Source organism: Panacagrimonas sp., from assembly GCF_965216805.1.
Taxonomy (GTDB): domain Bacteria; phylum Pseudomonadota; class Gammaproteobacteria; order Nevskiales; family Nevskiaceae; genus Panacagrimonas.
In genome coordinates this window covers 55773-80562 of sequence record NZ_CBDCGN010000003.1, presented here as the reverse complement: position 1 = coordinate 80562, position 24790 = coordinate 55773, and the positions used below count along the sequence as shown (strand labels likewise).

The window sequence follows — 24790 nt, the reverse complement described above, 5'->3', positions numbered from 1 at the left end:
TGTTTGAGTGACAGTGCAATTCGCGTTCGGTCTGGGTTGGCGCGGCCTGACCCAGGCACTGTTCGTCATTCGGGCGGAAAGACGCTTGGCAGGTTCCTTGCTCTCGCGTTCGGGTCTTAGTGGGGCGCCGCCGGTGCGGAGTCTGCCCGGGACGCGACGCTTTCAATCAGCCAGCCTGCATCGCCAGGCGCATCGAGGAGATAAGTCATGGATGGAGATCGCAATTTGACGGCGTTGCTGCCGTCGGTACAGGCGTTTATCGGGACCCCGCGCAAGGTATTGATTGATGGCCAGTGGGTGGCGGCCAAGTCGGGCAAGACCTTTGAGGTATACAACCCCGCCACCGGATCGGTGATCGGGCACGCTGCCGCCTGTGAGAAGGCCGATGTTGACGCCGCGGTGGCTGCCGCGCGCAAGGCCTTCGATCATGGTCCGTGGACCAAGATGACCCCCTCCGAGCGCGGTCGCATCATCTGGAAGGTTGGCGACCTGATTCTCAAGTACACCGAAGAACTCGCCCAGCTCGAATCCATCGACAACGGCAAGCCCATCAGCATTGCCCGGGCTGCCGACGTCGTCCTGGCCGCTGACATCTTCCACTACATGGCCGGCTGGGCCACCAAGATCGAAGGCAACAGCCTGCAGCTGTCCGTCCCCTACACCCCTGGCGTCGAATACCAGGCCTTCACCCGCAAGGAACCGGTCGGCGTCGTCGCCCAGATCATCCCCTGGAACTTCCCCCTGCTGATGGCCGCCTGGAAGCTCGCCCCCGTGCTCGCCTCCGGCTGCGTCGTCGTCATGAAGCTCGCCGAAGAGACCCCCATGTCCGGCCTCAAGCTCGCCGAGATCATGCAGGAAGCCGGCGTGCCTGACGGCGTCGTCAACATCCTCACCGGCTTTGGCGAGACCTGCGGCGCCCCCCTGGCCGCCCACCCCAATGTCGACAAGGTCGCCTTCACCGGCTCCACCGAAGTCGGCAAGCTCATCGTCAAAGCCGCCAGTAACGACCTCAAGAAAGTCACCCTGGAGCTCGGCGGCAAGAGCCCCAACATCATCCTCAACGACGCCGACCTCGACATCGCCATCCCCGGCGCTGCCATGGGCATCTTCTTCAACCACGGCCAAGCCTGCTGTGCCGGCTCCCGACTGTTTGTCCAGGAAAAGGTCTACGACAAGGTCGTTCAGGGCATTGCCGACATCGGCAAGAAGATCAAACTCGGCCCCGGCCTCGACCCCAGCACCGAAATGGGCCCCATGGTCAGCCAGACCCAGTACGAGCGCGTCTCCGGCTTTCTCACCTCCGGACGCGAACAAGGCGCCCAGGCCCTGTGCGGCGGCAACCCCGTCACCGGCAACGGCTACTTCATCGAACCCACCGTCCTGGTCAACACCAACGACCAGATGAAGGTTGTCCAGGAAGAGATCTTCGGACCGGTCCTCACCGCCATGCCGTTCAAGGACGTCGACCAGGCTCTGATCGACCGCGCCAACGACAGCCTGTACGGCCTGGCCGGCGGCGTATTCAGCACCAACATTGGCCTGGCCCACAAGATTGCCAACCGACTCAAGGCCGGCACCGTGTGGGTCAACTGCTACAACATCTTCGACGCCTCGATGCCCTTTGGCGGCTACAAGCAATCCGGCTGGGGACGTGAGATGGGCCATGAAGTGCTGAAGAACTACCTCGAAACCAAGAGCGTCTGCGTCAGCTTGGGTGGCGCGATCTGAGGTCGTCCGACGGTAACTGGCTTGCCCGGGGGAATCACGACCAGACGAGGGTTTCTTCACCCGTATCACCTGGCATCCGGTAACGCTCAAGGCCGCTCCCATGGAGCGGCCTTTTTTTGTCGCTGCGTTGGTATCGACGACCTGCCGGGGTTCGATCGAATGCGTCACGGACATCGCCAACCGGTGCGGTCGCGCGGACCGTCACCGGAACGGGACAGCGCTGTGTCGCTGCAATGCGGCAGGGGTGAGGCAGCGACGGTACAAGAACCCGATACCGTTCATCCAAACTTTTGTTTTTTTTGAACAAACGTGAGTGGCACATCGCTTGCCACATGGCGATGTGAACCGCCCCGGGAATCTCGGAGGCTCCCTCACTTGAGAGAATGGAGCCATGACCAGAGCATCGAAGTATTCCCCGGAAGTGCAGGAGCGCGCGGTCCGGATGGTGGCGGAGCACGCGGCGCAGCACACCTCGCAGTGGGCGGCGATCGAATCGATTGCCGCCAAGATTGGTTGTACGGCCGAGACGCTGCGGCGCTGGGTGCGCCAGGGCGAGCGTGACGCCGGCGTGCGGCCCGGCCTGACCACGGCCGAGGGCGAGCGCATCAAGGCGCTGGAGCGCGAGAATCGCGAGCTGCGCCAAGCCAACGAAATCCTGCGCAAGGCGTCAGCGTATTTTGCGCAGGCGGAGCTCGACCGCCCGTTCAAACGATGAAGGCGTTCATCGACGAGCATCGCTCGGTCCACGGGGTCGAGCCGATCTGCAAGGTGCTGCCGATTGCCCCGTCGACGTACTACGCCCACGCGGCTCGCGAGGCAGACCCACAGCGCCGTTCTACGAGGGACCAGCGAGATCGAGCGCTGGTGCCGGAGATCGAACGGGTCTGGAACGAAAACTTCCAGGTCTACGGCGTGCGCAAGGTGTGGCGGCAACTGCGGCGCGAAGGCTTTGATCTGGCCCGCTGCACGGTGGCGCGCCTGATGAAGCGCCTGGGCTTGCGTGGCGTCATCCGCGGCAAGTCGGTGCGCACGACGGTGAGTGATGCCAACGCACCTTGCCCGCTGGATCATGTCCGTCGTCACTTCAAGGCGGATCGGCCGAACAAGCTGTGGGTCTCGGACTTCACCTACGTGTCGACCTGGCAGGGCTTCGTCTACGTCGCCTTCGTCATCGACGTCTTCGCCCGGCGCATCGTCGGCTGGCGGGCTTCGTCCTCGGCGCGGACCGACCTGGTGCTCGACGCGCTGGAGCAGGCGCTGCATGAGCGCAAACCGGTCGGCCCGGATCGGCTGGTGCATCACAGCGACAGAGGTGTCCAGTACGTGTCGATCCGCTACACCGAGCGTCTTGCCGACGCGGGTCTCGAACCTTCCGTGGGCAGTGTGGGCGATTCCTACGACAACGCGCTGGCCGAGACCATCAACGGCTTGTACAAGGCCGAGGTGATTCACCGGCGGCCTTCCTGGCAACGCCGCGAAGACGTCGAGTGGGCCACGCTGCAGTGGGTGGACTGGTACAACAATCGCCGACTGATGGAACCGCTTGGCGACATCCCACCCGCCGAAGCAGAAGCTGCCTACTATTCACAAATCCCGAGTCTCGCCCTCGCGGCGTGACTCACAACAACGAGCCTCCGGGAAAACCGGGGCGGTTCAGTACAGCTTTATGGGTCGCCGTTGGGCAGACGAGCTCGGCAGTCGCGACTGAATCGGAAATAAGCAGTAAGGTCTTGCCAGCGGTGGTCTTTGCCCCGCTTATGGGATTTAATCCTGAAGCTGGCATCGAAAGTGCTAACGGCACCCCGCCGCGCAGCAGAGCTTGCCAGCGGTAGCCCCTATAAGGATTCGGAGGAGTCACTATGAAAGCGTTCAGATTGCGGGGAGGGTCCGTTTCGCGGGCCCCGTTGATGTGGTGTTTCGGCGTGTTGCTGGCGCTCGGCAGCGGCGTGGCAACGGCGGCGGGCGTCACCGACGCCATGATCAAGAACGACACGGCGTCGAATGACGATCTGCTGACCGTGGGGCTAGGCCTGCATGGACAGCGCCACAGCCCCCTGACGCAGGTCAACCCCAACACCATTGGGGATCTGGTGCCGGCGTGGACTTTCTCGCTGGGCGGTGAAAAGCAGCGTGGGCAGCAGGCGCAGCCGTTGATTCACAACGGCAAGATGTTCATCACCGGCTCTTACTCGCGGATCTGGGCGCTGGATGTGAAGACCGGGCGGCGCATCTGGGGTTACGAGCACCGTCTGCCGGACGGCATCATGCCGTGCTGCGATGTCATCAACCGCGGCGCAGGCCTGTACGGCGACCTGGTCATCTTCGGCACCCTGGATGCGCGCCTGATTGCACTCAATCAGGACACCGGCAAGGTTGTATGGAACGAGAAGCTCGGCGATTACAAGGCCGGATATTCGTACACGGCAGCGCCGTTGATCGTCGATGGCTTGGTGATCACGGGTGTTTCCGGTGGCGAGTTCGGCATTGTCGGCAAGGTTGACGCGCGCGATGCCAAGACCGGCAAGCTGATCTGGAGCCGTCCGACCGTCGAAGGCCATATGGGCACGCTCAACGGCAAGGACAACGGCATCACCGGCAAGCTCAACGCGAGCTGGCCCGGCGACATGTGGAAGTATGGTGGCGCCGCTACCTGGCTGGGATGCACCTACGCAGACGATACCAAGCTGGTGTATTGCGGTACCGGCAACCCGGCGCCGTGGAATGCGCATCTGCGGCCAGGTGACAACCTGTATTCCACTTCGACCCTGGCCATCGACGTCAAAACCGGCAAGATCAAGTGGAGCTATCAGTCCACGCCAAACGATCACTGGGATTTCGACGGCGTCAACGAATTCATTCCGTTCGATCTCAAGGACGGCACCAAGGCTGGCGCCAAGGCTGATCGCAACGGATTTTTCTATGTCATCGATCGCACCAACGGCAAGCTGATCAACGCCTCGCCCTTCGTCACCAAGCAAACCTGGGCCAGCGGCGTCGATCTCAAGACCGGCCGCCCCATCGAGTCCAACAACCGGCCTGGCGACCCCGCCAAGGTGTCAGCCGACAAGGGCGAGTCGGTGTTCTCGGCGCCATCTTTCCTCGGCGGCAAGAACTGGATGCCGATGGCATATAGCCCGGATACCGGCCTGTTCTACGTGCCATCCAACGAGTGGGGCATGGACATCTGGAACGAGCCCATCACTTACAAGAAGGGTGCGGCGTATCTTGGTGCCGGGTTCAACATCAAGCCGCTTTACGACGACTACATCGGCGCGCTGCGTGCGATCGACCCCAACACCGGCAAGATCGTGTGGGAAGCCAAGAACGATGCGCCGCTATGGGGTGGCGTGATGACCACCGCGGGCAACCTGGTCTTCACCGGCACGCCGGAGGGTTATTTCAAAGCCTTCGACGCCAAGACGGGCAAGGAGTTGTGGAAGTTCCAGACCGGCTCCGGCGTGATCGGACAGCCCGCCACCTGGGAAATGGACGGCGAGCAGTACGTGGCGGTGCTCTCCGGTTGGGGCGGCGCGGTGCCGCTGTGGGGCGGTGACGTGGCCAAGAAGGTCAAGGACATTAGCCAGGGTGGCATGGTGTGGGTGTTCAAGCTGCACAAGTCGGGCGGCCAGGTCGCGGCCCAGCACTAACGCCGGTTTCGTGTGTCCATCGAGGGGGCGGAGCGATCCGCCCCCTCTCTCGTGAACAGCGGCCTACCATAGACGTCGCTCCTCTCAGAAGCCTTCGAAACATGAACAAGACTCTCTCAGCCCTTGCATTGCTGGCGCTCTCCGTTTCCGTCGCGCACGCCCACGGCGATGTGACGCCGCAAGGCGTCGACATCGGGGGTCTGCCCAAGCTTGAGGGCGAGCAGACCGTCAATCCCTATCGTGGCAACGCCGAGGCCGCCAAGATCGGTGACTCTGCCTACAACCAGAATTGCGCGCGCTGCCACGGCCTTGGCGGTGTTTCCGGGGGGATCGCTCCGGACCTTCGTTACCTGCCGCCGGGCGAGGAAGGCGACGAGTACTACGCGCAGAAAGTCCGCAATGGCGTGGTCCGTAACGGCATGACTTACATGCCGGGCTTCTCCGAGGTGTTCTCCGAAGAAGCGGTGTGGGCGATCCGGTCGTGGCTCGACACGGTGTACACCGATGAATAAGCGTCTGCGCGGCGGACTTGCGCCGGTGATCGCGGCGCTGGCCTTGATGGCCTTAGCCGGCGGTTCGATCGCCGTGGCCGACGACGAAGCGCTCGACACCTTGGAGACCGTCAAGGCGCGCGGTACGCTGGAAGTGGCGCTGTACGACGCTTTCCCGCCGTATTCGTACAAGGCTGACAAGGGTGGCCCCAGCGGCGTGGACGTCGACCTTGCGCGCGCGTTGGCTGAAAAACTGGGCCTCCAGACCAAGGTGCGCCTGTTCCCCGCCGACGAAAGCATGGGTGACGACCTGCGCAACAACCTGTGGAAGGGGCACTACCTGGGCGGTGGTGTCGCCGATGTGATGCTGCATGTGGCGGCGGACCCGAAGTTTGCTGCGCAGGAAGACAAGGTCGCGTTCTTCGGCGCCTATTTCAACGAGGCGGTGACCGTGGTGTATCACCCTGATCGCATGGAGGCGTTCGAATCGCCGATGGCGCTGAGCACGCAGAAAGTGGGCGTGGAGATCGACAGCATCAGCGACTACTACCTCAGCGGCGCATTCAACGGCCGGCTGCGAACCGCGGCGGTTCGGCACGGCTCGCTTGTCGAGGCGGTCACGGCATTCAAGAACGGCGAAGTGGACGCGGTGATGGCGCCGCGCGGCGAGCTGCAGGGCCTCATGAGCGCGGCGGATTTCGGCAAGGTCGAATTCAAGCAGCAGGAACTGGTGGGTTTGTTCCGCACCAGCTGGGACATCGGCATGGCAGTCAAACAGGCCGACGACACGGCCTTGCGCGACGCCCTCGACAAGGCGCTCGAAGACCTGAAAACCGAGGGCAGGCTAGCGGAGATCTTTGCGGCGCACGGCGTCGACTACGTAGCGCCGAGCACCGCGCTGGCGGGCGGAAGCTGACCGAGTGCGTGCCACGCTGCCGGCGTTGCTGTGGTGGGCCCTGACGACCGGTGCGGCGCATGGCGCAACCGCCGCCGATCCGTTGCGCTCGCCGAGCTGGGACGCCATGGTGGCGCGACATCTGGACGGTGGGACCGTGGTGTTCGACGACCGAGTGCAAGTGCGTTTGCCGGCCTCGGCCGAGGACCCGATGTCGGTTCCGGTCGAAGCGCGAGTCGAGGGACTGGAGGGGATTGAGGAAATCCGGCTGATAGCTGACCTCAATCCCTTGCCCCTGATTCTCAGCTTTCGCCCGATCCGGGCAGACCCTTTCATTGCGTTTCGATTCAAGGTGGAGCAATCCACGCCGGTGCGCGCCGCCGCGCGAACGCGTGACGGCGTCTGGCATGTCGGTGGGGGCTGGCTGACCGCCAGCGGCGGCGGTTGTACCGCGCCCAGCTTTGGTACCGGCAGCGGCCTGTGGCGAGATCAGCTCAATCAGGTCAGCGGCGGCCTATGGCCGCGCGGCGAGCATGCAAGCCGCCTCAAGCTGCGTGTGATGCATCCGATGGATACGGGGCTGGCTCCCGGGATTCCGGTGTTTCACGTGGAGTCGCTGAGTGTGGTTGATGAGGGCGGGGGAGAACTGGCATTGGTCAAGACCTATGAGCCGGTCTCCGAGAACCCGGTGCTGAGCCTGGACCTGCATTATCGTGGCCCGGTGAACATCGTGGGGCGCGATATTCAGGGCAATCGGATCGCGGCGCGGGTCGCGCCGTGAGGATGCTAGGACGGCGGGCTGCGGCGATCTGCGCCGCGATGTGGACGATGGCGGCGGTCGCGGCGGAAGACCCATTCGACTACCAACTGCAGGCCAAGGCGGTCGCAGATGGCGCGTTCGTGTTCGAAGGCCTGACTCAGCATTTTTCGCGCGAGAACGGCGGCAACATCGTCAACACCGGCTACATCGTCACCGATGACGGCGTGGTGGTGATCGATACCGGACCCTCGCGCCGCTACGGCGAGCAGATGCGTGCGGCCATTGAGCGCAGCAGCGGAAAGCCGGTGTCGCAGGTGTATCTGACGCACGCGCATCCCGATCATTTTCTGGGCAATCAGGCGTTCTCGGATGTGCCGATCGCTGCGTTGCCAGCCACGGTGCAAAGCATCCGTAGCGTCGGTGACGACCTCGCGGCCAATCTCTACCGGATGGTGGGCGGCTGGATGGAAGGCACCGAAGCGGTGAACCCGACGCAGGAAGCGCAGCCCGGCGAGGTGACTATTGGCGGTCGCAAGCTGCAGTTGATCGCCATGGCCGGTCATACCGAAGCGGACCTTGTGGTCTTCGATCAGCGCACCCGCACGTTGTTTGCCGGCGACCTCGTATTTTTCGAACGTGCGCCGACCACCCCCAATGCGAAGATTCAGCGTTGGATCGATGCGCTGGACCGGCTCGAGAAGCTTGACTACGCCGTCGTGGTGCCCGGGCACGGGCCGGTGATCCGCGACGGCGCCGCCATTGCTCAGACGCGCGACTACCTGCGCTGGCTGCGCCAGAGCCTGCGCGCAGCCGCCAGCCAAGGCCTGGATCTGAACGAAGCGATGCAGACCGCGGTGCCGCTGCAGTTCGCGCGGTTGGCCGTGTTCGGGGAGGAGTTCGCGCGTTCCGTGGTACACCTTTATCCCGACATCGAACTCGAAACATTGAACCCGGCACCATCGCCCTGACGATCACCACAGCGTCGGTTATCCACGGCTAGGGAGGCAGAAGTCCATGCGATTGTTTTGTTGCGGCCTACTCATCGCCGCGGTGTTGCCGTACGGGGTCGTGACTGCCGGCGAATGGCCGCAGCACGGTCACTCGTCCGGGAACCAGCGACTGTCGCCGATCCGCGATATCGACACTGCCAGCGTCAAGAAACTGGTGCCCAAGTGGATCTGGCAAAGCGGCGTGGTTGGCACGTTCCAGGCGACGCCCATCGTGGTGGACGGCGTGATGTACGTTTCTCTGCCCTTCTCGCACGTCGCTGCGCTCGACGCCGACAGCGGGCGCGAGCTGTGGCGATACGAGCACAAGCGCACGGTCGAGAAATTATGTTGCGGGCCCGCGAATCGTGGCGTGGCGGTCGATCAGGGCCGCGTTTTCGTCGGCACCGTGGATGCCCGCCTGATTGCGCTGGACGCCGCCACCGGCAAGGTGCTGTGGGACGTGGAAGTGGCGCCGCAACCCAAGCAAACCGAAGCGCGTACCGAGGCGATGGGTAGCGCCGCGGTGACCGGCAGCTCCGGAGTGGGAATTGCGGCGGCGCCGCTGGTGTTCGAAGGTCGCGTCATCGTCGGCATCACCGGGGTCGGCTATGGCTTGCACCTGGATTCGCCCCGTGCCGGTGCGCCGCTGGGCGCCGTCATCGGGGTGCCGGGCCAGTACGGTGGCGTCGGCTTTCTGGCCGCATTCGACGCAGTGTCCGGCGAGCGTCAATGGAAGTTCGACACTATCCGCAGTCCCGAAGACGGCGGCTGGGAAGGCGATTACGTGCGCGCGACGCCGGATGGTATCGGGCTTGATCGCGATATCGAAGGCGAGCGCGCACGCGCCGCACAGTGGCCGGATGCCTGGCGCTACGGCGGAGGCTCGGTGTGGAGCACTTCGGCGCTGGACCCCGCGAGCGGCCACTTGTATTTCGGCGTCGGCAATCCCAGCCCGCAGATGGACGACAGCGGCCGGCCGGGCGACAACCTTTACACCTCGTCCATCGTCGCGATCGATGCGCGCACCGGACGCTACGTGTGGCATTCGCAGCAGGTCCCTCACGACTTGTGGGGCTACGACGTGGCGTCGCCGCCGGTGCTGTTCGAAACCAAAGTCGGCGATCAGACCGTGCCGGCCCTGGGGCAGGCATCCAAGCTCGGTTGGTTCTATGTGCACGACCGGCGCGATGGCAGGTTGCTTTGGAAATCCGAGGCTTTCGTGCCGCAGGAAAATCTGTTCGCGCGTGCGACCTCCGAAGGCGTGCGGATCACGCCGGGCGCGGCCGGCGGCGCCAACTGGTCGCCCGTGGCGGTGGATACGCAACGCCAGCGTGCTTACATCGCCGCCATGCACATGCCGATGCGCTATCTGCTCAAGCAGATCGCGGCGCAAGGTGACCAGCCCGCCCAACGCTACTCGGTGCTGGAGCCGATCGACGAACCCCGCTGGGGTGTTCTGGCCGCAGTGGATCTGGCCGCGCAAGGACCGCTGGCCTGGACCCAGCAGACTCCGCAGCCGCTGGTGGGCGGCGTACTGGCACTGGCCAGCGGCGTGATCTTCACCGGTGAGGGAGACGGACACCTGTCCGCATTCGATGGCGCCAACGGCGACCGGCTTTGGCAGTTCCAGTGCGGTGCAGGCGTCAACGCGCCGCCAATTGCCTACGAATCCAAGGGTCGATCCAGAATCGCCGTCGCTGCCGGCGGCAGCCAGATCTGGGGTTATCCGCAGGGCGATGCCGTGATCGCGTTCGGCTTGCCGGATTAGCGGGTCGCAACAACAAGGCTTCCGACGCAAACACCCAAACGCCCGATTGCGCTTCGCGTGCCGACTCATCGCGACGGAGCAGGCTCGCACCCGGGGTTTGAGCATGTAACGGCGCAGGCGGCGCGGCGCGGCACGACGCGGCACGACAAGACAAGCCTGAAGCAAACGTCCCGATCCCGACACGCAGTGCTTTTCCGGGCCGCAGGATCGCGGGATCAGGGTCGCGCCGAGCTTGCGCAATAGTTGGTACGTGCGCACAGTTCGTGAAAATCAGGAGTGTGATCTTCCATGTCGCCACCTGCCGCCGGACACACCCGCGTGCTTCTCATCGACGATCACGCGCTGGTGCGTGCGGGTTACCGCTACTTGCTGCACTGCACGCGACACCTTCAGGTTGTCGCCGAAGCGTCCACCGCGGCGGCCGGCTATCGCCGGTTTCTGCGCGGCGGGATCGACGTGACGGTGTTGGATCTGTCGTTGCCGGGTGCAGGCGGACTGGAAGTGCTGCGCCGGATGCGTTGTCGCCTCGCCAGGCCGCGGGTGCTGGTGGTGAGCATGCATGATGAGCCGGCGATGGTGGACCGTGCCCTCGGTCTCGGTGCGCAGGGCTACCTCTGCAAACGATCCAACCCGGAAATGCTGGTGGAGGCGGTAACGGCGGTGGCGGCCGGGCGCGACTTCATCGATCCGACGCTGATGGCAGACCGCTCGCGCAGTTCCCGTCGCGCCGCAGGCCTCGAGCAGTTGTCCGAGCGCGAGTTCGAGATCTTTCGTCAGCTGGCCGAAGGTCATCCGGTGGAATCGATTGCACGTTCGCTATGCCTCAGTGCCAAGACCATCGCCAATTACGGCACCGCCATTCGAAGCAAGCTCAAGGTTGAGAATCGCGCAGAGATGGCCCGGATCGCGCTGGCTGCCGGTATCGTGTCGCCACCATGAGCAATCTTTCGGTGAAAAGCTCGCCGCTGTCGCCCGACCGAGCGCAGCGCAGGACCCCCATGGAATTGCGTTGGCGCTTGTCGCTCGCAATTGGCATCTTGCTCACCGCCGCGCTGACCTTGGCGTCAATCTTCGCGGTCGGTAACACGCGAGAGGCGGTTCAACGCGAAATCGGCGCCAGCCTGCTCACCGCCGAGAGCAGTCTTGATCTGACGTTGAGCCTTCTGCGCGGCCAGGATGCAAGTCGCATGCATGCCGTGCTGACCCGCTGGAGCGACGCGTATGCGGGCGGGCGGCACTTATGTGTATCCGTCGACTCCGCCGTGCAGCCGCAGCGACCCTGTGCCATTTCCGCTGAGGTCGAAGGCGTGCCGGCTTGGTTCGCCAAGGGCGCCGACGCAGGTCAGCCGCCGGTGATTCGCAGCGTCGCAACCGAGGCGGGTCCGCTGACCGTCTATCTGGTGACCGACCCTCGTGACGAACTGCGCGAGGCCTGGACGGATGTGCGTGGCCTGCTGGTGCTGATGGGCTTGCTGGCCTTCGCGGTCAACCTATGTATCTTCGTAGCGGTCTCGCGCGGTCTGCGTCCGTTGCGGGAACTGGTGAGCGCTATGGACCGGATCGGTCGCGGCGAGGCCGCGCCAGGGCTGTCGCACAGCGGTGCTTACGAAATGCAGGTGCTGTCGCAGGGCCTCCAGGGTCTGGCTGCCCGACTGGCGCAGGCGCGCGAAGTGGTGCGGCGCCTGCACCTGCGCAATCTCGATGTACAGGAAGAAGAGCGCAAAATGGTGGCTCGCGAGCTCCACGACGAGATTGGACATCACGTGGCGGCGATCGAGATGGAGACGATCCGGATCGGAAGGATGTCGGCGGGCGAGGAGAGCGAGCGGCAGCTTCGGTTGAAGCAGCTGCGCCAGTCCATCGCGGAGATTCACCGGCTCAGCCGGAATCTGATCCATCGGCTACGCCCACCGGCCATCGAGAGCCTGGGGCTGTCCGCCGCGTTGGAAGCTTTGTTCGATCGATGGCGCCGGGACCATCCGGAGGCCGACCTGCGTTTCGACATTGAATCCGACGTCGACCGTATCGCTGCGTCGCGAGCGGTGCATTTATATCGCATTGCTCAGGAAAGCCTGTCCAATGTGGCGCGGCATGCCGGCGCGCGCAAGGTCTGGGTCGGTGTGGACGTCCACGGAGACTGCGTCCGGCTACAGGTCATCGACGACGGCTGCGGCTTCGATCCCGACAAGGCATACCCGGGCTTCGGTTTGGTCGGAATGCGCGAGCGAGTCGAAGCACTGTCGGGTCAGATCGATGTTAGATCGCGCGCTGGAGCGGGGACCATCGTGGAGGTGTCCATACGCGTCGCGCGGTCTCAGCGGGCGGAGCTGCGCGGAACGGCGTCCGCAGCCCGTGCCGATCCGTCAGCATCGGCCGTGCCGGGACAGACGCACGCCTGAACGCGGATTCGTTTCCGGCTTCCGAACCGGCCTCATGCAGATTGCTACGTCGGGGACAGAAACTACCGCTTGATGCGATTGTCAGGAGAGCGGCGGCGTGCCAACGTTCGGAAACTCGGCCGGAACCTCGCCGACCGAAACGATCTTCATCGCGTTGGTGCCGCCGGGGCCGGTGAAATCGCCCTTGGTGATCAACACGCGATCGCCCACCGCCACCGCTCCGCGTTCCTCAAGGCACGAGACCGCCTCGCGGACGGGCGCCAGCGTGTCCAGGCGGCTGGGCACGAAGGCGATCGGATAGACCCCTCTGCAGAGGCTCATGCGGCGTCGGGTCCCTTCGTGCTGGGTCAGCGCATAGATCGGAATCCGGGTGTCCGTGCGCGACATCAGCAATGCCGTGGCGCCCGATTCGGTGAGCGCGATGATCGCCTTGGCGTGCATCTGGTTCGCAGTCCACGCCGTTGCCATGGCGATGGCTTCGTCGGTGCGCTGGAAATGAACATCCGGGCGACGCTGAATCGGCTCGGGTCGCAGGTATAGGCTCGCTTCCGCACCAATACATACGCGCGCCACCGCCTCGATCACCTTGACGGGAAATCTTCCGGTGGCGGTTTCGGCGGAGAGCATCACGGCATCGGTTCCGTCCATCACGGCGTTCGCCACGTCAAGCACTTCGGCGCGCGTTGGAATCGGACTGGAGATCATCGACTCCATCATCTGCGTCGCGGTGATCACCATGCGGTTGCGCTCGCGCGCGGCCCAGATGATGCGCTTCTGCCATCCCGGCAGTTCCGCGTCGCCGATTTCCACACCCAGATCGCCGCGGGCCACCATGACGCCATCGCTCGCCTCGATGATGGCTTCCAGGTTCTGCAACGCTTCGGCGCGCTCGATCTTCGCGATGAGCTGCGCGCGACCACCGGCCTGCATGACCAGCCTTCGGGCTTCCAGCATGTCTTCGGCCTCTCGCGGGAACGAAACCGCAATGAAGTCCGCGCCCAACGCCACGGCATGCAGGATGTCGGCGCGGTCTTTGTCGGTCAGTGCCGCTGCCGACAGCCCACCGCCCTGACGATTGATGCCCTTGCGATCACCCAGGATGCCTCCCACGACGACCTCAGTATCGACCCGGCTCCCCGCCACTGCCTGCACGCGCAAGACGATGGCACCGTCGTTGAGCAGCAGCGTGTCGCCCACGCGAACGTCCTGCGGCAAGGCTTGGTACGCACAGCCCACGACTCGCGCGGTGCCCGCATCCGGCGCCATCTCGGTGTCCAGTGCGAACGACGCCCCTTCGATCAACTCGGCGTGGCCTGCGACGAAGCTTTCGACCCGGATCTTCGGGCCTTGCAGATCGCACAGGACCCCAATATCCCGGCCCAGGGCATCGGCGTGGCGCCTTACCGCTTCGGCTCTGATCCGATGGTCGTCCGCGCGCCCATGCGAAAAATTCAGCCGGACGACATCTACTCCAGCGCCCAGGGTGCGGCGCAGCTTGGCTTCGTCGTCGGTGGAGGGCCCCAGGGTTGCAACGATCTTGGTGCTGCGCATGCTGTCCTCTCTGTTGGTGCGCGCCAGCTTATCGTTTTCGGCATCCATCTCAGGCGGCAGCGGCCATCGTCGGCCCTAAAATGACGAAAATTTGACCGAAATCCGGCGATTCCATGACCAGTCTCCGCGCGATGGGTCAGTCTCACATCCCCCTAAAACAATTAAAAAGCCATTCGCATCATGAGGTTGCCATATATCCAGAAAATGCTTGTTGACGCCCCTCGGCGCCTATGTAGAATTCGCCTCCCCGCTGACGGCGACGACGAAGAAGCAAGGTCGCCTAAGCCAGCTCCTTAATAAATCAGCAAGTGATTTGTGTGGGTGCTCCTGTGAACGTGGCGAAGCCATGTGACACATGAGTATCAACGTGAGCCCAAACCTAGTTTACTAGGGGTTGTACATGAGCTCAGTTTGATAACTCTTAAATCGCTCGAAGGCGCGCAAGCGGCGAGAGCGAGATCCATTTGAAGCAATCGTTTTTCAATTGGAGAGTTTGATCCTGGCTCAGATTGAACGCTGGCGGCATGCCTAACACATGCAAGTCGAACGGGCTGTAGCAATACAGCTAGTGGCGGACGGGTGAGGAATACATAGGAATTTGCCTTTAGGTGGGGGATAGTCCGGGGAAACTCGGTTTAATACCGCATGATGTCGCAAGACCAAAGCCGGGGATCGCAAGACCTGGCGCCTTTAGAGAAGCCTATGTCTGATTAGCTAGTTGGTAGGGTAATGGCCTACCAAGGCGACGATCAGTAACTGGTCTGAGAGGACGATCAGTCACACCGGAACTGAGACACGGTCCGGACTCCTACGGGAGGCAGCAGTGGGGAATATTGGACAATGGGCGAAAGCCTGATCCAGCAATGCCGCGTGTGTGAAGAAGGCCTTCGGGTTGTAAAGCACTTTGATCTGGGAAGAAAAAGCTTCGGTTAATACCCGAAGCCTTGACGGTACCAGAGGAACAAGCACCGGCTAACTCTGTGCCAGCAGCCGCGGTAATACAGAGGGTGCTAGCGTTAATCGGATTTACTGGGCGTAAAGCGTGTGTAGGCGGTTCGTTAAGTCGGATGTGAAAGCCCTGGGCTCAACCTAGGAATCGCATTCGATACTGGCGGGCTAGAGTACGGTAGAGGGCGGCGGAATTCCGGGTGTAGCGGTGAAATGCGTAGATATCCGGAGGAACACCGATGGCGAAGGCAACCGCCTGGGCCTGTACTGACGCTGAGACACGAAAGCGTGGGGAGCAAACAGGATTAGATACCCTGGTAGTCCACGCCGTAAACGATGAGAACTTGACGTCGGTTTGCTCTGCGAATCGGTGTCGTAGCTAACGCGATAAGTTCTCCGCCTGGGGAGTACGGCCGCAAGGTTGAAACTCAAAGGAATTGACGGGGGCCCGCACAAGCGGTGGAGTATGTGGTTTAATTCGATGCAACGCGAAGAACCTTACCTGGTCTTGACATCCAGAGAACCCTGCAGAGATGCGGGGGTGCCTTCGGGAACTCTGAGACAGGTGCTGCATGGCTGTCGTCAGCTCGTGTCGTGAGATGTTGGGTTAAGTCCCGCAACGAGCGCAACCCTTGCCCTTAGTTGCCATCATTCAGTTGGGCACTCTAAGGGGACCGCCGGTGACAAACCGGAGGAAGGTGGGGATGACGTCAAGTCATCATGGCCCTTATGACCAGGGCTACACACGTACTACAATGGACAGTACAGAGGGTCGCCAACCCGCGAGGGGGAGCTAATCCCAGAAAGCTGTTCGTAGTCCGGATTGGAGTCTGCAACTCGACTCCATGAAGTCGGAATCGCTAGTAATCGCCGATCAGCATTTGCGGCGGTGAATACGTTCCCGGGCCTTGTACACACCGCCCGTCACACCATGGAAGTCTGCTGCACCAGAAGTAGGTAGTCTAACCGCAAGGAGGGCGCTTACCACGGTGTGGCCGATGACTGGGGTGAAGTCGTAACAAGGTAGCCGTAGGGGAACCTGCGGCTGGATCACCTCCTTTAAAGTAAGCTCCAAAGCGCCGCAGGAGCATCCAACACAAGTCACTTGCCAATCCGAGATATCAGCTTTGCTGATGTCTTGCCCGAGCTAGGGGTCTGTAGCTCAGTTGGTCAGAGCACACGCTTGATAAGCGTGGGGTCGATGGTTCAAATCCATCCAGACCCACCATCTAGAGTCGTACGGGGCCATAGCTCAGTTGGGAGAGCGCGTGCTTTGCAAGCATGAGGTCGTCGGTTCGATCCCGTCTGGCTCCACCAACTCAGAGCTTGGGAAAAAATCCTCAGCAGGATTTTCCCCCAAGCTTGGTGAACTTCGGTTCTTCGGGTTAGTTCTTTAACAATCTGGTTTGTAGTTGAACACTGTATGCACATGTGAATGTGGACGTTATGTCCACAAGAGCATCTCAATGCCTATGGTGCTTGACGGCGAATTTGTCAGTTATGAAGTTGTGAGAACATGGCCGAAGGCATTCGAAAGAATGCTTGAGGTTATATGGTCAAGTGATCAAGCGCATCTGGTGGATGCCTTGGCGGCAACAGGCGATGAAGGACGTAGTAGCTTGCGATAAGCCACGGGGAGTCAGCAAACAGACTTTGATCCGTGGATTTCCGAATGGGGCAACCCACGCTTTACGCGTATCCCGCAAGGGAAGCTAACCCGGAGAACTGAAACATCTAAGTACCCGGAGGAAAAGAAATCAACCGATATTCCGCAAGTAGTGGCGAGCGAACGCGGAGCAGCCTAAACATCGAAACTTAGCAGAACGGTCTGGAAAGTCCGGCAATAAAGGGTGATAGCCCCGTATGCGAAAAGTCAGATGTTGATATTAAGTAGGGCGGGGCACGTGAAACCCTGTCTGAACATGGGGGGACCATCCTCCAAGGCTAAATACTCGTTGCCGACCGATAGTGAACCAGTACCGTGAGGGAAAGGCGAAAAGAACCCCGGCGAGGGGAGTGAAATAGAACCTGAAATCGGATGCGTACAAGCAGTCAGAGCCCGCAAGGGTGATGGCGTACCTTTTGTATAATGGGTCAGCGACTTACTAGTCTGTAGCGAGCCTAACCGTATAGGGGAGGCGCAGGGAAACCGAGTCTGAATAGGGCGATTAGTTGCAGGCTGTAGACCCGAAACCCGTCGATCTATCCATGTCCAGGGTGAAGAGTGGGTAACACCACTTGGAGGCCCGAACTCACGCCTGTTGAAAAAGTCGGAGATGAGGTGTGGATAGGAGTGAAAGGCTAATCAAGGCGGGTGATAGCTGGTTCTCCTCGAAAGCTATTGAGGTAGCGCCTCGTGTCTAACTACCGGGGGTAGAGCACTGTTTCGACTAGGGGGGACACAAGTCCTTACCAAATCGATGCAAACTCCGAATACCGGTAAGTTCAATCACGGGAGACACACGGTGGGAGCTAAATTTCATCGTGAAGAGGGAAACAACCCAGACCGCCAGCTAAGGTCCCTAAATTACGGCTAAGTGGTAAACGATGTGGGAAGTCATAGACAGCCAGGATGTTGGCTTAGAAGCAGCCATCATTTAAAGAAAGCGTAATAGCTCACTGGTCGAGTCGGCCCGCGCGGAAGATGTAACGGGGCTAAGCCGTATACCGAAGCTGCGGATGCACAGCAATGTGCGTGGTAGAGGAGCGTTCTGTAAGCCTGCGAAGGTGACTCGTAAGGGTTGCTGGAGGTATCAGAAGTGCGAATGCTGACATGAGTAACGACAATGACGGTGAAAAACCGTCACGCCGTAAGCCCAAGGGTTCCAGCGCAACGATATTCGGCGCTGGGTGAGTCGGCTCCTAAGGCGAGGCCGAAAGGCGTAGTCGATGGAAAGCTGGTTAATATTCCAGCACTTGTTTCTGCTGCGATGGGGTGACGGAGAAGGTTAGGCAAGCCGCCTGTTGGATGGTGGTTTAAGCGTTTAGGCATGCCCTCTAGGCAAATCCGGAGGGCTTAGCTGAGGCGTGACGACGAGGCTCTTCGAGCTGAAGTTGCTGATACCCCGCTTCCAAGAAAAACCTCTAAGCTTCAGGCAGAAATGAGCCGTACCCCAAACCGACACAGGTGGGCGAGGAGAGTATCCTCAGGCGTTTGAGACAACTCGGGAGAAGGAACTCGGCAAAATAGTACCGTAACTTCGGGATAAGGTACGCCTGCGCAAGCAGGCCGCAGTGAAGAGGGGGTTGCGACTGTTTATCAAAAACACAGCACTCTGCAAACACGAAAGTGGACGTATAGGGTGTGACTCCTGCCCGGTGCTGGAAGGTTAATTGATGGGGTCAGCCGCAAGGCGAAGCTCTTGATCGAAGCCCCAGTAAACGGCGGCCGTAACTATAACGGTCCTAAGGTAGCGAAATTCCTTGTCGGGTAAGTTCCGACCTGCACGAATGGAGTAACGATAGCCCCACTGTCTCCTTCCGAGGCTCAGTGAAATTGAAATCGCTGTGACGATGCAGTGTTCCCGCGGCAAGACGGAAAGACCCCGTGAACCTTTACTATATCTTTACATTGGATTTTGAGTTTGTTTGTGTAGGATAGGTGGGAGGCATTGAAACCCGGACGCTAGTTCGGGCGGAGCCAACCTTGAAATACCACCCTGATAAACTCGAAGTTCTAACCTCGTCCAGTCATCCTGGGCAGGGACAATGTATGGTGGGTAGTTTGACTGGGGCGGTCTCCTCCCAAAGAGTAACGGAGGAGTGCGAAGGTCAGCTCAGCGCGGTCGGAAATCGCGCTTTTGAGTGCATAGGCACAAGCTGGCTTGACTGCGAGACAAACAAGTCGAGCAGGTACGAAAGTAGGTCTAAGTGATCCGGTGGTTCTGTATGGAAGGGCCATCGCTCAACGGATAAAAGGTACTCCGGGGATAACAGGCTGATACTGCCCAAGAGTCCATATCGACGGCAGTGTTTGGCACCTCGATGTCGGCTCATCACATCCTGGGGCTGTAGCAGGTCCCAAGGGTCCGGCTGTTCGCCGGTTAAAGTGGTACGCGAGCTGGGTTCAGAACGTCGTGAGACAGTTCGGTCCCTATCTGCCGTGGGCGTTCGAGATTTGAGAGGAGTTAACCTTAGTACGAGAGGACCGGGTTGAACGTATCTCTGGTGTTCCAGTTGTCACGCCAGTGGCATCGCTGGGTAGCTATATACGGACGGGATAAACGCTGAAAGCATCTAAGCGTGAAGCCCACCTCAAGATGAGATCTCGCGGGTCCTCGAGACCCCTAAAGAGCCCTTGTAGACGACAAGGTTGATAGGCACGGTGTGAAAGCGCAGTAATGTGTGAAGCTAACGTGTACTAATTGCTCGTGCGGCTTGATCATATAACGCTCAAGCATTCTTGCTTACTTCAAGAAGACAGATGAAAGCGTCAACACTGAGGCATTGAGAGCTTCAGGCGTTCAACTACAAACCAAATTTCGAGGGGCTGAACATCAGCCCGTCAGCCAGTTTGCCTGGCGGCATTAGCGAGTTGGAACCACCCGTTCCCATCCCGAACACGGAAGTGAAACGACTCTGCGCCGATGATAGTGTGGCAGCTGCCATGCGAGAGTAGGTCACTGCCAGGCTCTTAAGTACGAAAACCCGCCAATTTGAAAGTTGGCGGGTTTTTTTGTGACCTAAATCACATCGATTCGGGCCATTCGACTTGACGGTGTTTACTTCGATTTCTTCAGGCGTAAAAACCTAAGCTCCACCCGCAGTATCCAATGAGGAGGAGTGCCATGAAGTCCATCAAGTTGCTGTTTGCCATGATCGCCCTTGCTATCTCAGGGCTTGTCTGGGCGGGCCCGGTGAATGTCAACACTGCGGACGCCGCGACTCTGGACGCCGAGCTGGTCGGAGTCGGTCCGAAGATTGCCGAAGCCATTGTCCAAGAGCGGGAGGCCAACGGCCCCTACAAAGATGCCGCCGATTTCAAAGATCGAGTGAAAGGCGTAGGCGACAAGATCATCGAGGATAATGCGGATAACTTGCGGTTTTCCGAGTAGCGGGGCCAGACGCCGAGAATACGTTGATCTTGAACTATTCGTCCGCCCACGGCAGTCCGGCTGCCGTGGGCGGATGCTTGCGGCCGTTTGACGGCGCACTCGAATCGGCTTGGCTCCCCCTTAGGACCACGGTCACGGTCGTCTGTCCAGGCGTCCTGCTAGGCGGGTCAGCGCTGGCTTGAGTAGTAGGTATATCAGGGCCGCCAGCGCCGGTGCAAGTAATGTCCACACGGTCGCGCCGTACAGCGCCACCAGTCCGTAGTCGATAAGGAACTGGCCGGGCGCTGCCCAGAAGCGAGTGTTGAGCTCGCCGATCGACAGCAGTGGTACGGGTGTTTGACCGAACAGCTTTTCGCCGGCCCGGTAGAACGGGAACAACAGTGCGATCTGTAGCGGATAGATCAGGTAGTTCACCAGCTGAATGACCGGCTGGTTGAGCTTGAGTACGAAAGCGAACATTGCGCACAGCAGGGTGGTGGCGCCCAGGATCGGAAAGATGCCGATTACGCTGCCGGCGGCCAACGCCAGGGCGATCTGGGGAGGGGTCACGCCCTGGCGCAATTGCGCGACGATGGGCGCGACCACGCGCCGCTGCCACCCTTGCTTTACTGTCGTTGCCGCAGCTCCTGCATCGCTCATGCTCGGCGCAATAGCAGATCCTGCGCCGTCGGATTAGGCGGCAGCTTCCATAATTGGATCAACATGTAGACCGCCATCGCCATGTTGCCGGTGAGCAGCACCAGCAGCAGCCAGATGGTGCGCGATGCCCAACTCGTCTCCTTGTAGGCAATCCACAGCCAGAACCACAGAAAGCCGAAGTAAGCGTCGATCAGGGTGGCAACGAGCCAGGGGGTATAGCCTTCCGACGGCCGCTGCAGCAGGTCCTGGATGGCTGGCACGATGCTGATGTGACCCGTCGCCCAGACCGAAATGCCGATCAGCGACAGCAGAGCCGCCAGCGAGAACACCATGAGTCCGGGTTTCATGCAGAAAGATCCAGTCGTCTTGAGCGCCACATGGGAAGTAAATCCGGCTGCTGCGCAGCTTATTTCGCAATCGGCGCGCTCAGAATGACAGAGTACTGGCTCAAGGCTTGCGCAGCGTGATCTGCATCAAGTCGATGCTGCCGGTGCGAAAGCCGCACTCGCAATAGGCCAGATAGTAGCGCCACATGCGCAGGAAGCGTTCGTCGAACTGCTGCACGATCTTGTCGCGCACGCTGAGCACGTTGCGGTGCCACTGTGCGAGCGTGTCGGCGTAGTCGGTGGCGTAGAACCTCGCATCAGCCGGCAGCAGACCTGCGACACGCGACAGGTCCGCGAAGCGGTCCGGCGGACACAGCATGCCGCCGGGGAAGATGTATTTTTGGATGAAGTCGCGCTTGCCGCGATAGTGCTCGAAGATCGCAGCGTTGATCGTGATGCCCTGGATCGCGGCCTGTCCGCCGGGCTCGAGCGCGTGCGCAATCACCTCGAAGTAGGTGGGCCAGAATTCTTCGCCTACGGCCTCGTACATCTCGATCGACACCACACGGTCGTACTGGCCGCTGACATCGCGGTAATCGCAAAGCTCGAAACTGACCTTGTCGGCAACGCCGGCACGTGCCGCACGTGCACGCGCCTCCACCAGTTGTTCCTGCGACAAGGTGATCGAGTGGACGTGGCAGCCGGCGTGCGCCGCGGCGTAGATGGCAAAGCCGCCCCAGCCCGAGCCGATCTCCAGTACCCGGTGTTCGGGTCGCAGGTCCAGGCGCTCGAACATCAGCTTGAACTTGTTGATCTGCGCGTCCTGCAGCGTCTGGGTGGGCTCGATGAACATACCCGCCGAGTAGGCCATGGTCTCGTCCAGCCACATTTTGTAGAACTCGTTGCCGAGATCGTAGTGATGCTCGATGTTCTTCCTCGCGGTCTTCTTGGTGTTGGATTTGCGCCGGTGCTGCCAGTAGCCATAGAGCCGGCCTAGCCAGTTCTTTTCGAAAGGGCCCTTGTAGTAGGGCTCGTTGAGGTAGAGCACTTCGAGCAGTCGTGCGAGGTCTGGCGAATCCCAGCAATCGTCCAGGTAGGAGTCTCCGATCCCCACTTCACCAGATGCCAGCACGTGCCGCATCAGCCCGGCGGAATTCTTGATGCGCCAGACGCCGTGCGGCCCATTCTGAGACCCTTCGAAATGACGCACCGAGCCGTTGGGGAGGAATACGTCCAACGAGCCTTTTTGCATGCCCGACAGCATGTATAGCGCCAGCCGCATCGGCCAGCCGACGCCGCTCAGGTCGCCCGACGAAACCAGCGCACGGGGCAGATCCGGCGAAAAGCCGTCGCGGTTGATCGCTCGCCGCGGATCGTCGTAATCGCGGGGGGGCGCCGCTGCCTTCTCTTTGTCCTTCATGTGACCTCGGATTCCGGAGGTGGCGGTTTCCGATGGAAACGCGCGCCGCGCAGCCAGATTTTCAAAGCTTCCCAATGAATGCCAGCGGCCACCTTGAGTGTCATCCACGGCATGCGCGCTACTTGCCTCAGGATCGTCGCATCCGTCAGCGCCTGTCGCTCGCCTGCCAAAGTGGCGTCGAGGATCGGCACGCCGTCGCGCGATTCGCGGATCACCACTCGCAGTCGTTGCCCCGGCTCGCTCAGCAGAAAACGGTAGCGTCCCACCAGGTCGAAGAACGGCGACACGTGGAAGCACTTGTCTTTCTCTACGTGCTGCTGATACGTGAAGGGCTGGCCGCCGGATGCCAGCACGTAGCTGTGCTTTTCGCCAAAGGTGTTACGCACTTCGGCGATCACCGCGCGCAGGCTGCCGTCCGGGTGCTCGCAGTACCACAGGCTGATCGGATTGAAGGCGTAGCCCAGCACGCGCGGCATGCACAGCAGGCGGATGCGTCCGCCGGGTGGCTCCAGGCCTTGCGCACGCAGCATGGTGTGCGCCCAGCCGCGCAAGCCGCCCGGGCTGCCATCGCCAAAATCACGATCATGGAAGGCCAGCAGGTTGAAGCGATTGCGCGAGAACAATCGCAATGCGGAGGCCGCCTCGTCGATGCGGTCCACGTCCAGCAGCAGGTAGAACACGCGATAGACAAAGCGGTACAGCGGTGCGATCAGGCGGCGGTGGCTGACGCGTGCCGCGTACATCGCGGCGGGAATCGGGAATCGGGAATCGGGAATCGTAGAAGCAATGCTGTCTGCGCGCGGCGACGCTGCGTTGACGACTCCCGATTCTCCATTCCCGATCCCCGAAGGCATCACAACACCGCCCAGCCCGGCAGACAGTGCGGGTCGAGGTCGCGCACCACGCGCAGCCCGGACTTGAGGCCGTCCTCGTGGAAGCCGAACTGGGTCCAGGCGCCGGCAAACCAGACGCCGCGGCGATTCTGGATCTCGGGTAGGCGCTCATGGGTCATGACGCTGGCCGGGCCGTAATGGGGATGGTGATAGACGATGTCACACAGCACGCGCGCAGGGGGAATCTCGCGCACCGGATTGAGCGTGACGATGTAGTTCACCGACCCTGGAATGCCTTGCAGCTTGTTCATCCAGTAGCTGCCCGAGATCGGACGGTCATGCACCTCATCGGCGTCGTTGAGGTAGTTCCACGATGCCCAAGCCGCGCGACGCCTGGGCAGAAAGGATTCATCGGTGTGCAGCACGCAGCGGCTCTGGTTGTACGGAATGCCGGCCAGCACGCTGCGCTCGACCGCGTCGGCGTCGGCCAGCAGGCGCAGCGCCTGGTCGGAGTGGGTGGCACACACCACCTGGTCGAACGCCTCGTCGGCGTCGTCGAGCTTCAGGGTCACGCCCTCGTCGCCACGCACGAGTGCGCGCACCGGCGTGTTCAGGCGCAGCCGTCCCTTGAAGCCGGCCATCAGTGGCTTCAGATACTGGTGCGAACCGCCGATCACGGTGTGCCAGGTCGGCTGCTGGGTGGCGGTGAACAGAGAATGCGACTCGAAGAAGCGCATGAAATCCGCGGCCGGATATTCCATCGCCTTCTTCGGCGAGCAGCTCCAGATCAGCCCGGCCATAGGTAGCAGATAGCGGCTGGCCAGCTCCCGCGACAGACCCGAGCTGGCCAGAAATTCGCCGAGGCTGCCATCCGGCAACTTGCCGGATTTGAGCAGGCCGTTGCACTTGGCATTGAGGCGCAGGATGTCGATCAGCATGCGCAGGTGCGACCAGCGGAACAGGTTGGAGGGCTGCGCAAACACCGTCCACATCTGGTCGCTGCCCATGTACTCGTAAGCACCGTTTCCCAGCGACACGCCGAAGGACATGCTGGTGGGTCGTGTTTTCACCCCCAGTTCGCCGAACAGCGCGGTGAGATTGGGATAGTTGACCCCGTTGTAGACGATCCACCCGGTATCCACCGGCTGCACGCCGCCGCCGGGCAAAGGCACTTCGACGGTGTGGGTGTGGCCGCCGACCCTGCCGTCCTGCTCGAACAGGGTGACGCAGTGGCGCTGCGACAGCAGGTAGGCACTGATGAGCCCCGAAATTCCGGAGCCGACGACGGCGATATTCATGGGGACAGAGTCGGGGCGACGCGAAATGATTACGGCGCGCACTG

At 61.4% G+C, this 24790-nt stretch carries 17 protein-coding genes, 2 tRNA genes, 3 rRNA genes and 1 other annotated feature; of the genes, 16 read left to right on the top strand and 6 right to left on the bottom strand.

Going from position 1 to position 24790, the window contains the following annotated elements:
* The first annotated feature begins 207 nt into the window (after positions 1 to 207).
* The 10 genes from ACOOHP_RS13680 to ACOOHP_RS13635 all read left to right on the top strand — a co-directional run bounded on the left by ACOOHP_RS13680 (position 208) and on the right by ACOOHP_RS13635 (position 12677).
* Positions 208 to 1728, top strand: a complete 1521-nt coding sequence (locus ACOOHP_RS13680) for an aldehyde dehydrogenase family protein (protein ID WP_420467041.1) — start codon at positions 208 to 210, stop codon at positions 1726 to 1728.
* Between the two features lie 391 nt (positions 1729 to 2119).
* A protein-coding gene (locus tag ACOOHP_RS13675) for an IS3 family transposase (RefSeq protein WP_420464642.1) occupies positions 2120 to 3345 on the top strand; the annotation gives its coding sequence in 2 pieces (ribosomal slippage) (positions 2120 to 2405 and positions 2405 to 3345; 1227 coding nt in all).
* Positions 2398 to 2514 (top strand) — a sequence feature (AL1L pseudoknot). (Overlaps the previous gene by 117 nt.)
* Before the next feature lie 290 nt (positions 3346 to 3635).
* Entirely contained in the window at positions 3636 to 5375 is a 1740-nt protein-coding gene (locus tag ACOOHP_RS13670; protein ID WP_420468714.1) for a methanol/ethanol family PQQ-dependent dehydrogenase, read from the top strand.
* 101 nt (positions 5376 to 5476) lie between these two features.
* The gene (gene pedF / locus ACOOHP_RS13665) at positions 5477 to 5887 is read left to right on the top strand and encodes a cytochrome c-550 PedF (RefSeq protein WP_420467040.1); all 411 of its coding nucleotides are present in this window, start codon (positions 5477 to 5479) and stop codon (positions 5885 to 5887) included.
* On the top strand, positions 5880 to 6782 hold the full coding sequence (locus ACOOHP_RS13660) for a substrate-binding periplasmic protein (protein ID WP_420467039.1): 903 nt from the start codon (positions 5880 to 5882) through the stop codon (positions 6780 to 6782). The genes pedF and ACOOHP_RS13660 overlap by 8 nt, the downstream gene beginning before the upstream one ends.
* Before the next feature lie 4 nt (positions 6783 to 6786).
* Positions 6787 to 7542 carry a quinoprotein dehydrogenase-associated SoxYZ-like carrier gene (locus ACOOHP_RS13655; protein ID WP_420467038.1) on the top strand — a complete coding sequence of 252 codons (756 nt, stop codon included), beginning with the start codon at positions 6787 to 6789 and terminating at the stop codon, positions 7540 to 7542.
* 2 nt (positions 7543 to 7544) lie between these two features.
* Positions 7545 to 8489 carry a quinoprotein relay system zinc metallohydrolase 1 gene (locus tag ACOOHP_RS13650; protein WP_420468713.1) on the top strand — a complete coding sequence of 315 codons (945 nt, stop codon included), beginning with the start codon at positions 7545 to 7547 and terminating at the stop codon, positions 8487 to 8489.
* A gap of 46 nt (positions 8490 to 8535) precedes the next feature.
* Positions 8536 to 10278, top strand: a complete 1743-nt coding sequence (locus ACOOHP_RS13645; protein WP_420467037.1) for a pyrroloquinoline quinone-dependent dehydrogenase — start codon at positions 8536 to 8538, stop codon at positions 10276 to 10278.
* A gap of 288 nt (positions 10279 to 10566) precedes the next feature.
* Positions 10567 to 11217 carry a response regulator transcription factor gene (locus tag ACOOHP_RS13640; protein ID WP_420467036.1) on the top strand — a complete coding sequence of 217 codons (651 nt, stop codon included), beginning with the start codon at positions 10567 to 10569 and terminating at the stop codon, positions 11215 to 11217.
* Positions 11214 to 12677 carry a sensor histidine kinase gene (locus tag ACOOHP_RS13635; protein ID WP_420467035.1) on the top strand — a complete coding sequence of 488 codons (1464 nt, stop codon included), beginning with the start codon at positions 11214 to 11216 and terminating at the stop codon, positions 12675 to 12677. Before ACOOHP_RS13640 ends, ACOOHP_RS13635 begins: the two co-directional genes overlap by 4 nt.
* An 81-nt stretch (positions 12678 to 12758) precedes the next feature.
* Here ACOOHP_RS13635 and pyk read toward each other — a convergent pair whose 3' ends face one another.
* Complete coding sequence (gene pyk / locus ACOOHP_RS13630) at positions 12759 to 14228, bottom strand: pyruvate kinase (RefSeq protein WP_420467034.1); 1470 nt, start codon at positions 14226 to 14228, stop codon at positions 12759 to 12761.
* A 481-nt stretch (positions 14229 to 14709) separates the two neighbouring features.
* On the opposite strand from pyk, the gene ACOOHP_RS13625 reads away from it, so the two are divergent.
* From ACOOHP_RS13625 to ACOOHP_RS13600, 6 genes are all read left to right on the top strand, one after another.
* Positions 14710 to 16237, top strand: a 16S ribosomal RNA gene (locus ACOOHP_RS13625).
* Between the two features lie 90 nt (positions 16238 to 16327).
* Positions 16328 to 16404, top strand: a tRNA-Ile gene (locus tag ACOOHP_RS13620).
* A 13-nt stretch (positions 16405 to 16417) separates the two neighbouring features.
* A tRNA-Ala gene (locus ACOOHP_RS13615) sits at positions 16418 to 16493 on the top strand.
* Positions 16494 to 16730: 237 nt separating this feature from the next.
* Positions 16731 to 19561 (top strand): 23S ribosomal RNA (locus ACOOHP_RS13610).
* A gap of 131 nt (positions 19562 to 19692) precedes the next feature.
* Positions 19693 to 19807, top strand: a 5S ribosomal RNA gene (gene rrf, locus ACOOHP_RS13605).
* Together the 16S, 23S and 5S rRNA genes with 2 tRNA genes alongside form the textbook arrangement of a ribosomal RNA operon.
* Positions 19808 to 19963: 156 nt before the next feature.
* On the top strand, positions 19964 to 20230 hold the full coding sequence (locus ACOOHP_RS13600) for a ComEA family DNA-binding protein (RefSeq protein ID WP_420467033.1): 267 nt from the start codon (positions 19964 to 19966) through the stop codon (positions 20228 to 20230).
* A 132-nt stretch (positions 20231 to 20362) separates the two neighbouring features.
* Here the strand turns inward: ACOOHP_RS13600 and ACOOHP_RS13595 are convergent, their stop codons facing one another.
* The 5 genes from ACOOHP_RS13595 to ACOOHP_RS13575 form a co-directional block, all read right to left on the bottom strand.
* A complete protein-coding gene (locus tag ACOOHP_RS13595; protein WP_420467032.1) occupies positions 20363 to 20869 on the bottom strand; it encodes a DUF2062 domain-containing protein in 507 nt (168 codons plus the stop codon).
* The gene (locus ACOOHP_RS13590) at positions 20866 to 21216 is read right to left on the bottom strand and encodes a DUF1475 family protein (protein ID WP_420467031.1); all 351 of its coding nucleotides are present in this window, start codon (positions 21214 to 21216) and stop codon (positions 20866 to 20868) included. The genes ACOOHP_RS13595 and ACOOHP_RS13590 overlap by 4 nt, the downstream gene beginning before the upstream one ends.
* Positions 21217 to 21316: 100 nt before the next feature.
* Positions 21317 to 22615: a class I SAM-dependent methyltransferase gene (locus ACOOHP_RS13585; protein ID WP_420467030.1), complete on the bottom strand. Its 1299-nt coding sequence runs from the start codon at positions 22613 to 22615 to the stop codon at positions 21317 to 21319.
* Entirely contained in the window at positions 22612 to 23358 is a 747-nt protein-coding gene (locus ACOOHP_RS13580; RefSeq protein WP_420467029.1) for a DUF1365 domain-containing protein, read from the bottom strand. The genes ACOOHP_RS13585 and ACOOHP_RS13580 overlap by 4 nt, the downstream gene beginning before the upstream one ends.
* A 110-nt stretch (positions 23359 to 23468) precedes the next feature.
* Positions 23469 to 24746 (bottom strand): NAD(P)/FAD-dependent oxidoreductase, encoded by a 1278-nt coding sequence (locus ACOOHP_RS13575; protein WP_420467028.1) that lies wholly within the window; start codon positions 24744 to 24746, stop codon positions 23469 to 23471.
* Positions 24747 to 24790 lie beyond the last annotated feature (44 nt).

Bases quoted from the DNA above. Each gene is read 5' to 3' on its own strand.
- ACOOHP_RS13680 (WP_420467041.1), top strand. From the start codon at position 208: ATGGATGGAGATCGCAATTTGACGGCGTTGCTGCCGTCGGTACAGGCG.
- ACOOHP_RS13670 (WP_420468714.1), top strand. From the start codon at position 3,636: ATGTGGTGTTTCGGCGTGTTGCTGGCGCTCGGCAGCGGCGTGGCAACG.
- pedF (WP_420467040.1), top strand. From the start codon at position 5,477: ATGAACAAGACTCTCTCAGCCCTTGCATTGCTGGCGCTCTCCGTTTCC.
- ACOOHP_RS13660 (WP_420467039.1), top strand. From the start codon at position 5,880: ATGAATAAGCGTCTGCGCGGCGGACTTGCGCCGGTGATCGCGGCGCTG.
- ACOOHP_RS13650 (WP_420468713.1), top strand. From the start codon at position 7,545: ATGCTAGGACGGCGGGCTGCGGCGATCTGCGCCGCGATGTGGACGATG.
- ACOOHP_RS13645 (WP_420467037.1), top strand. From the start codon at position 8,536: ATGCGATTGTTTTGTTGCGGCCTACTCATCGCCGCGGTGTTGCCGTAC.
- ACOOHP_RS13640 (WP_420467036.1), top strand. From the start codon at position 10,567: ATGTCGCCACCTGCCGCCGGACACACCCGCGTGCTTCTCATCGACGAT.
- ACOOHP_RS13635 (WP_420467035.1), top strand. From the start codon at position 11,214: ATGAGCAATCTTTCGGTGAAAAGCTCGCCGCTGTCGCCCGACCGAGCG.
- pyk (WP_420467034.1), bottom strand. From the start codon at position 14,228: ATGCGCAGCACCAAGATCGTTGCAACCCTGGGGCCCTCCACCGACGAC.
- ACOOHP_RS13600 (WP_420467033.1), top strand. From the start codon at position 19,964: ATGAAGTCCATCAAGTTGCTGTTTGCCATGATCGCCCTTGCTATCTCA.
- ACOOHP_RS13595 (WP_420467032.1), bottom strand. From the start codon at position 20,869: ATGAGCGATGCAGGAGCTGCGGCAACGACAGTAAAGCAAGGGTGGCAG.
- ACOOHP_RS13590 (WP_420467031.1), bottom strand. From the start codon at position 21,216: ATGAAACCCGGACTCATGGTGTTCTCGCTGGCGGCTCTGCTGTCGCTG.
- ACOOHP_RS13585 (WP_420467030.1), bottom strand. From the start codon at position 22,615: ATGAAGGACAAAGAGAAGGCAGCGGCGCCCCCCCGCGATTACGACGAT.
- ACOOHP_RS13580 (WP_420467029.1), bottom strand. From the start codon at position 23,358: ATGTACGCGGCACGCGTCAGCCACCGCCGCCTGATCGCACCGCTGTAC.
- ACOOHP_RS13575 (WP_420467028.1), bottom strand. From the start codon at position 24,746: ATGAATATCGCCGTCGTCGGCTCCGGAATTTCGGGGCTCATCAGTGCC.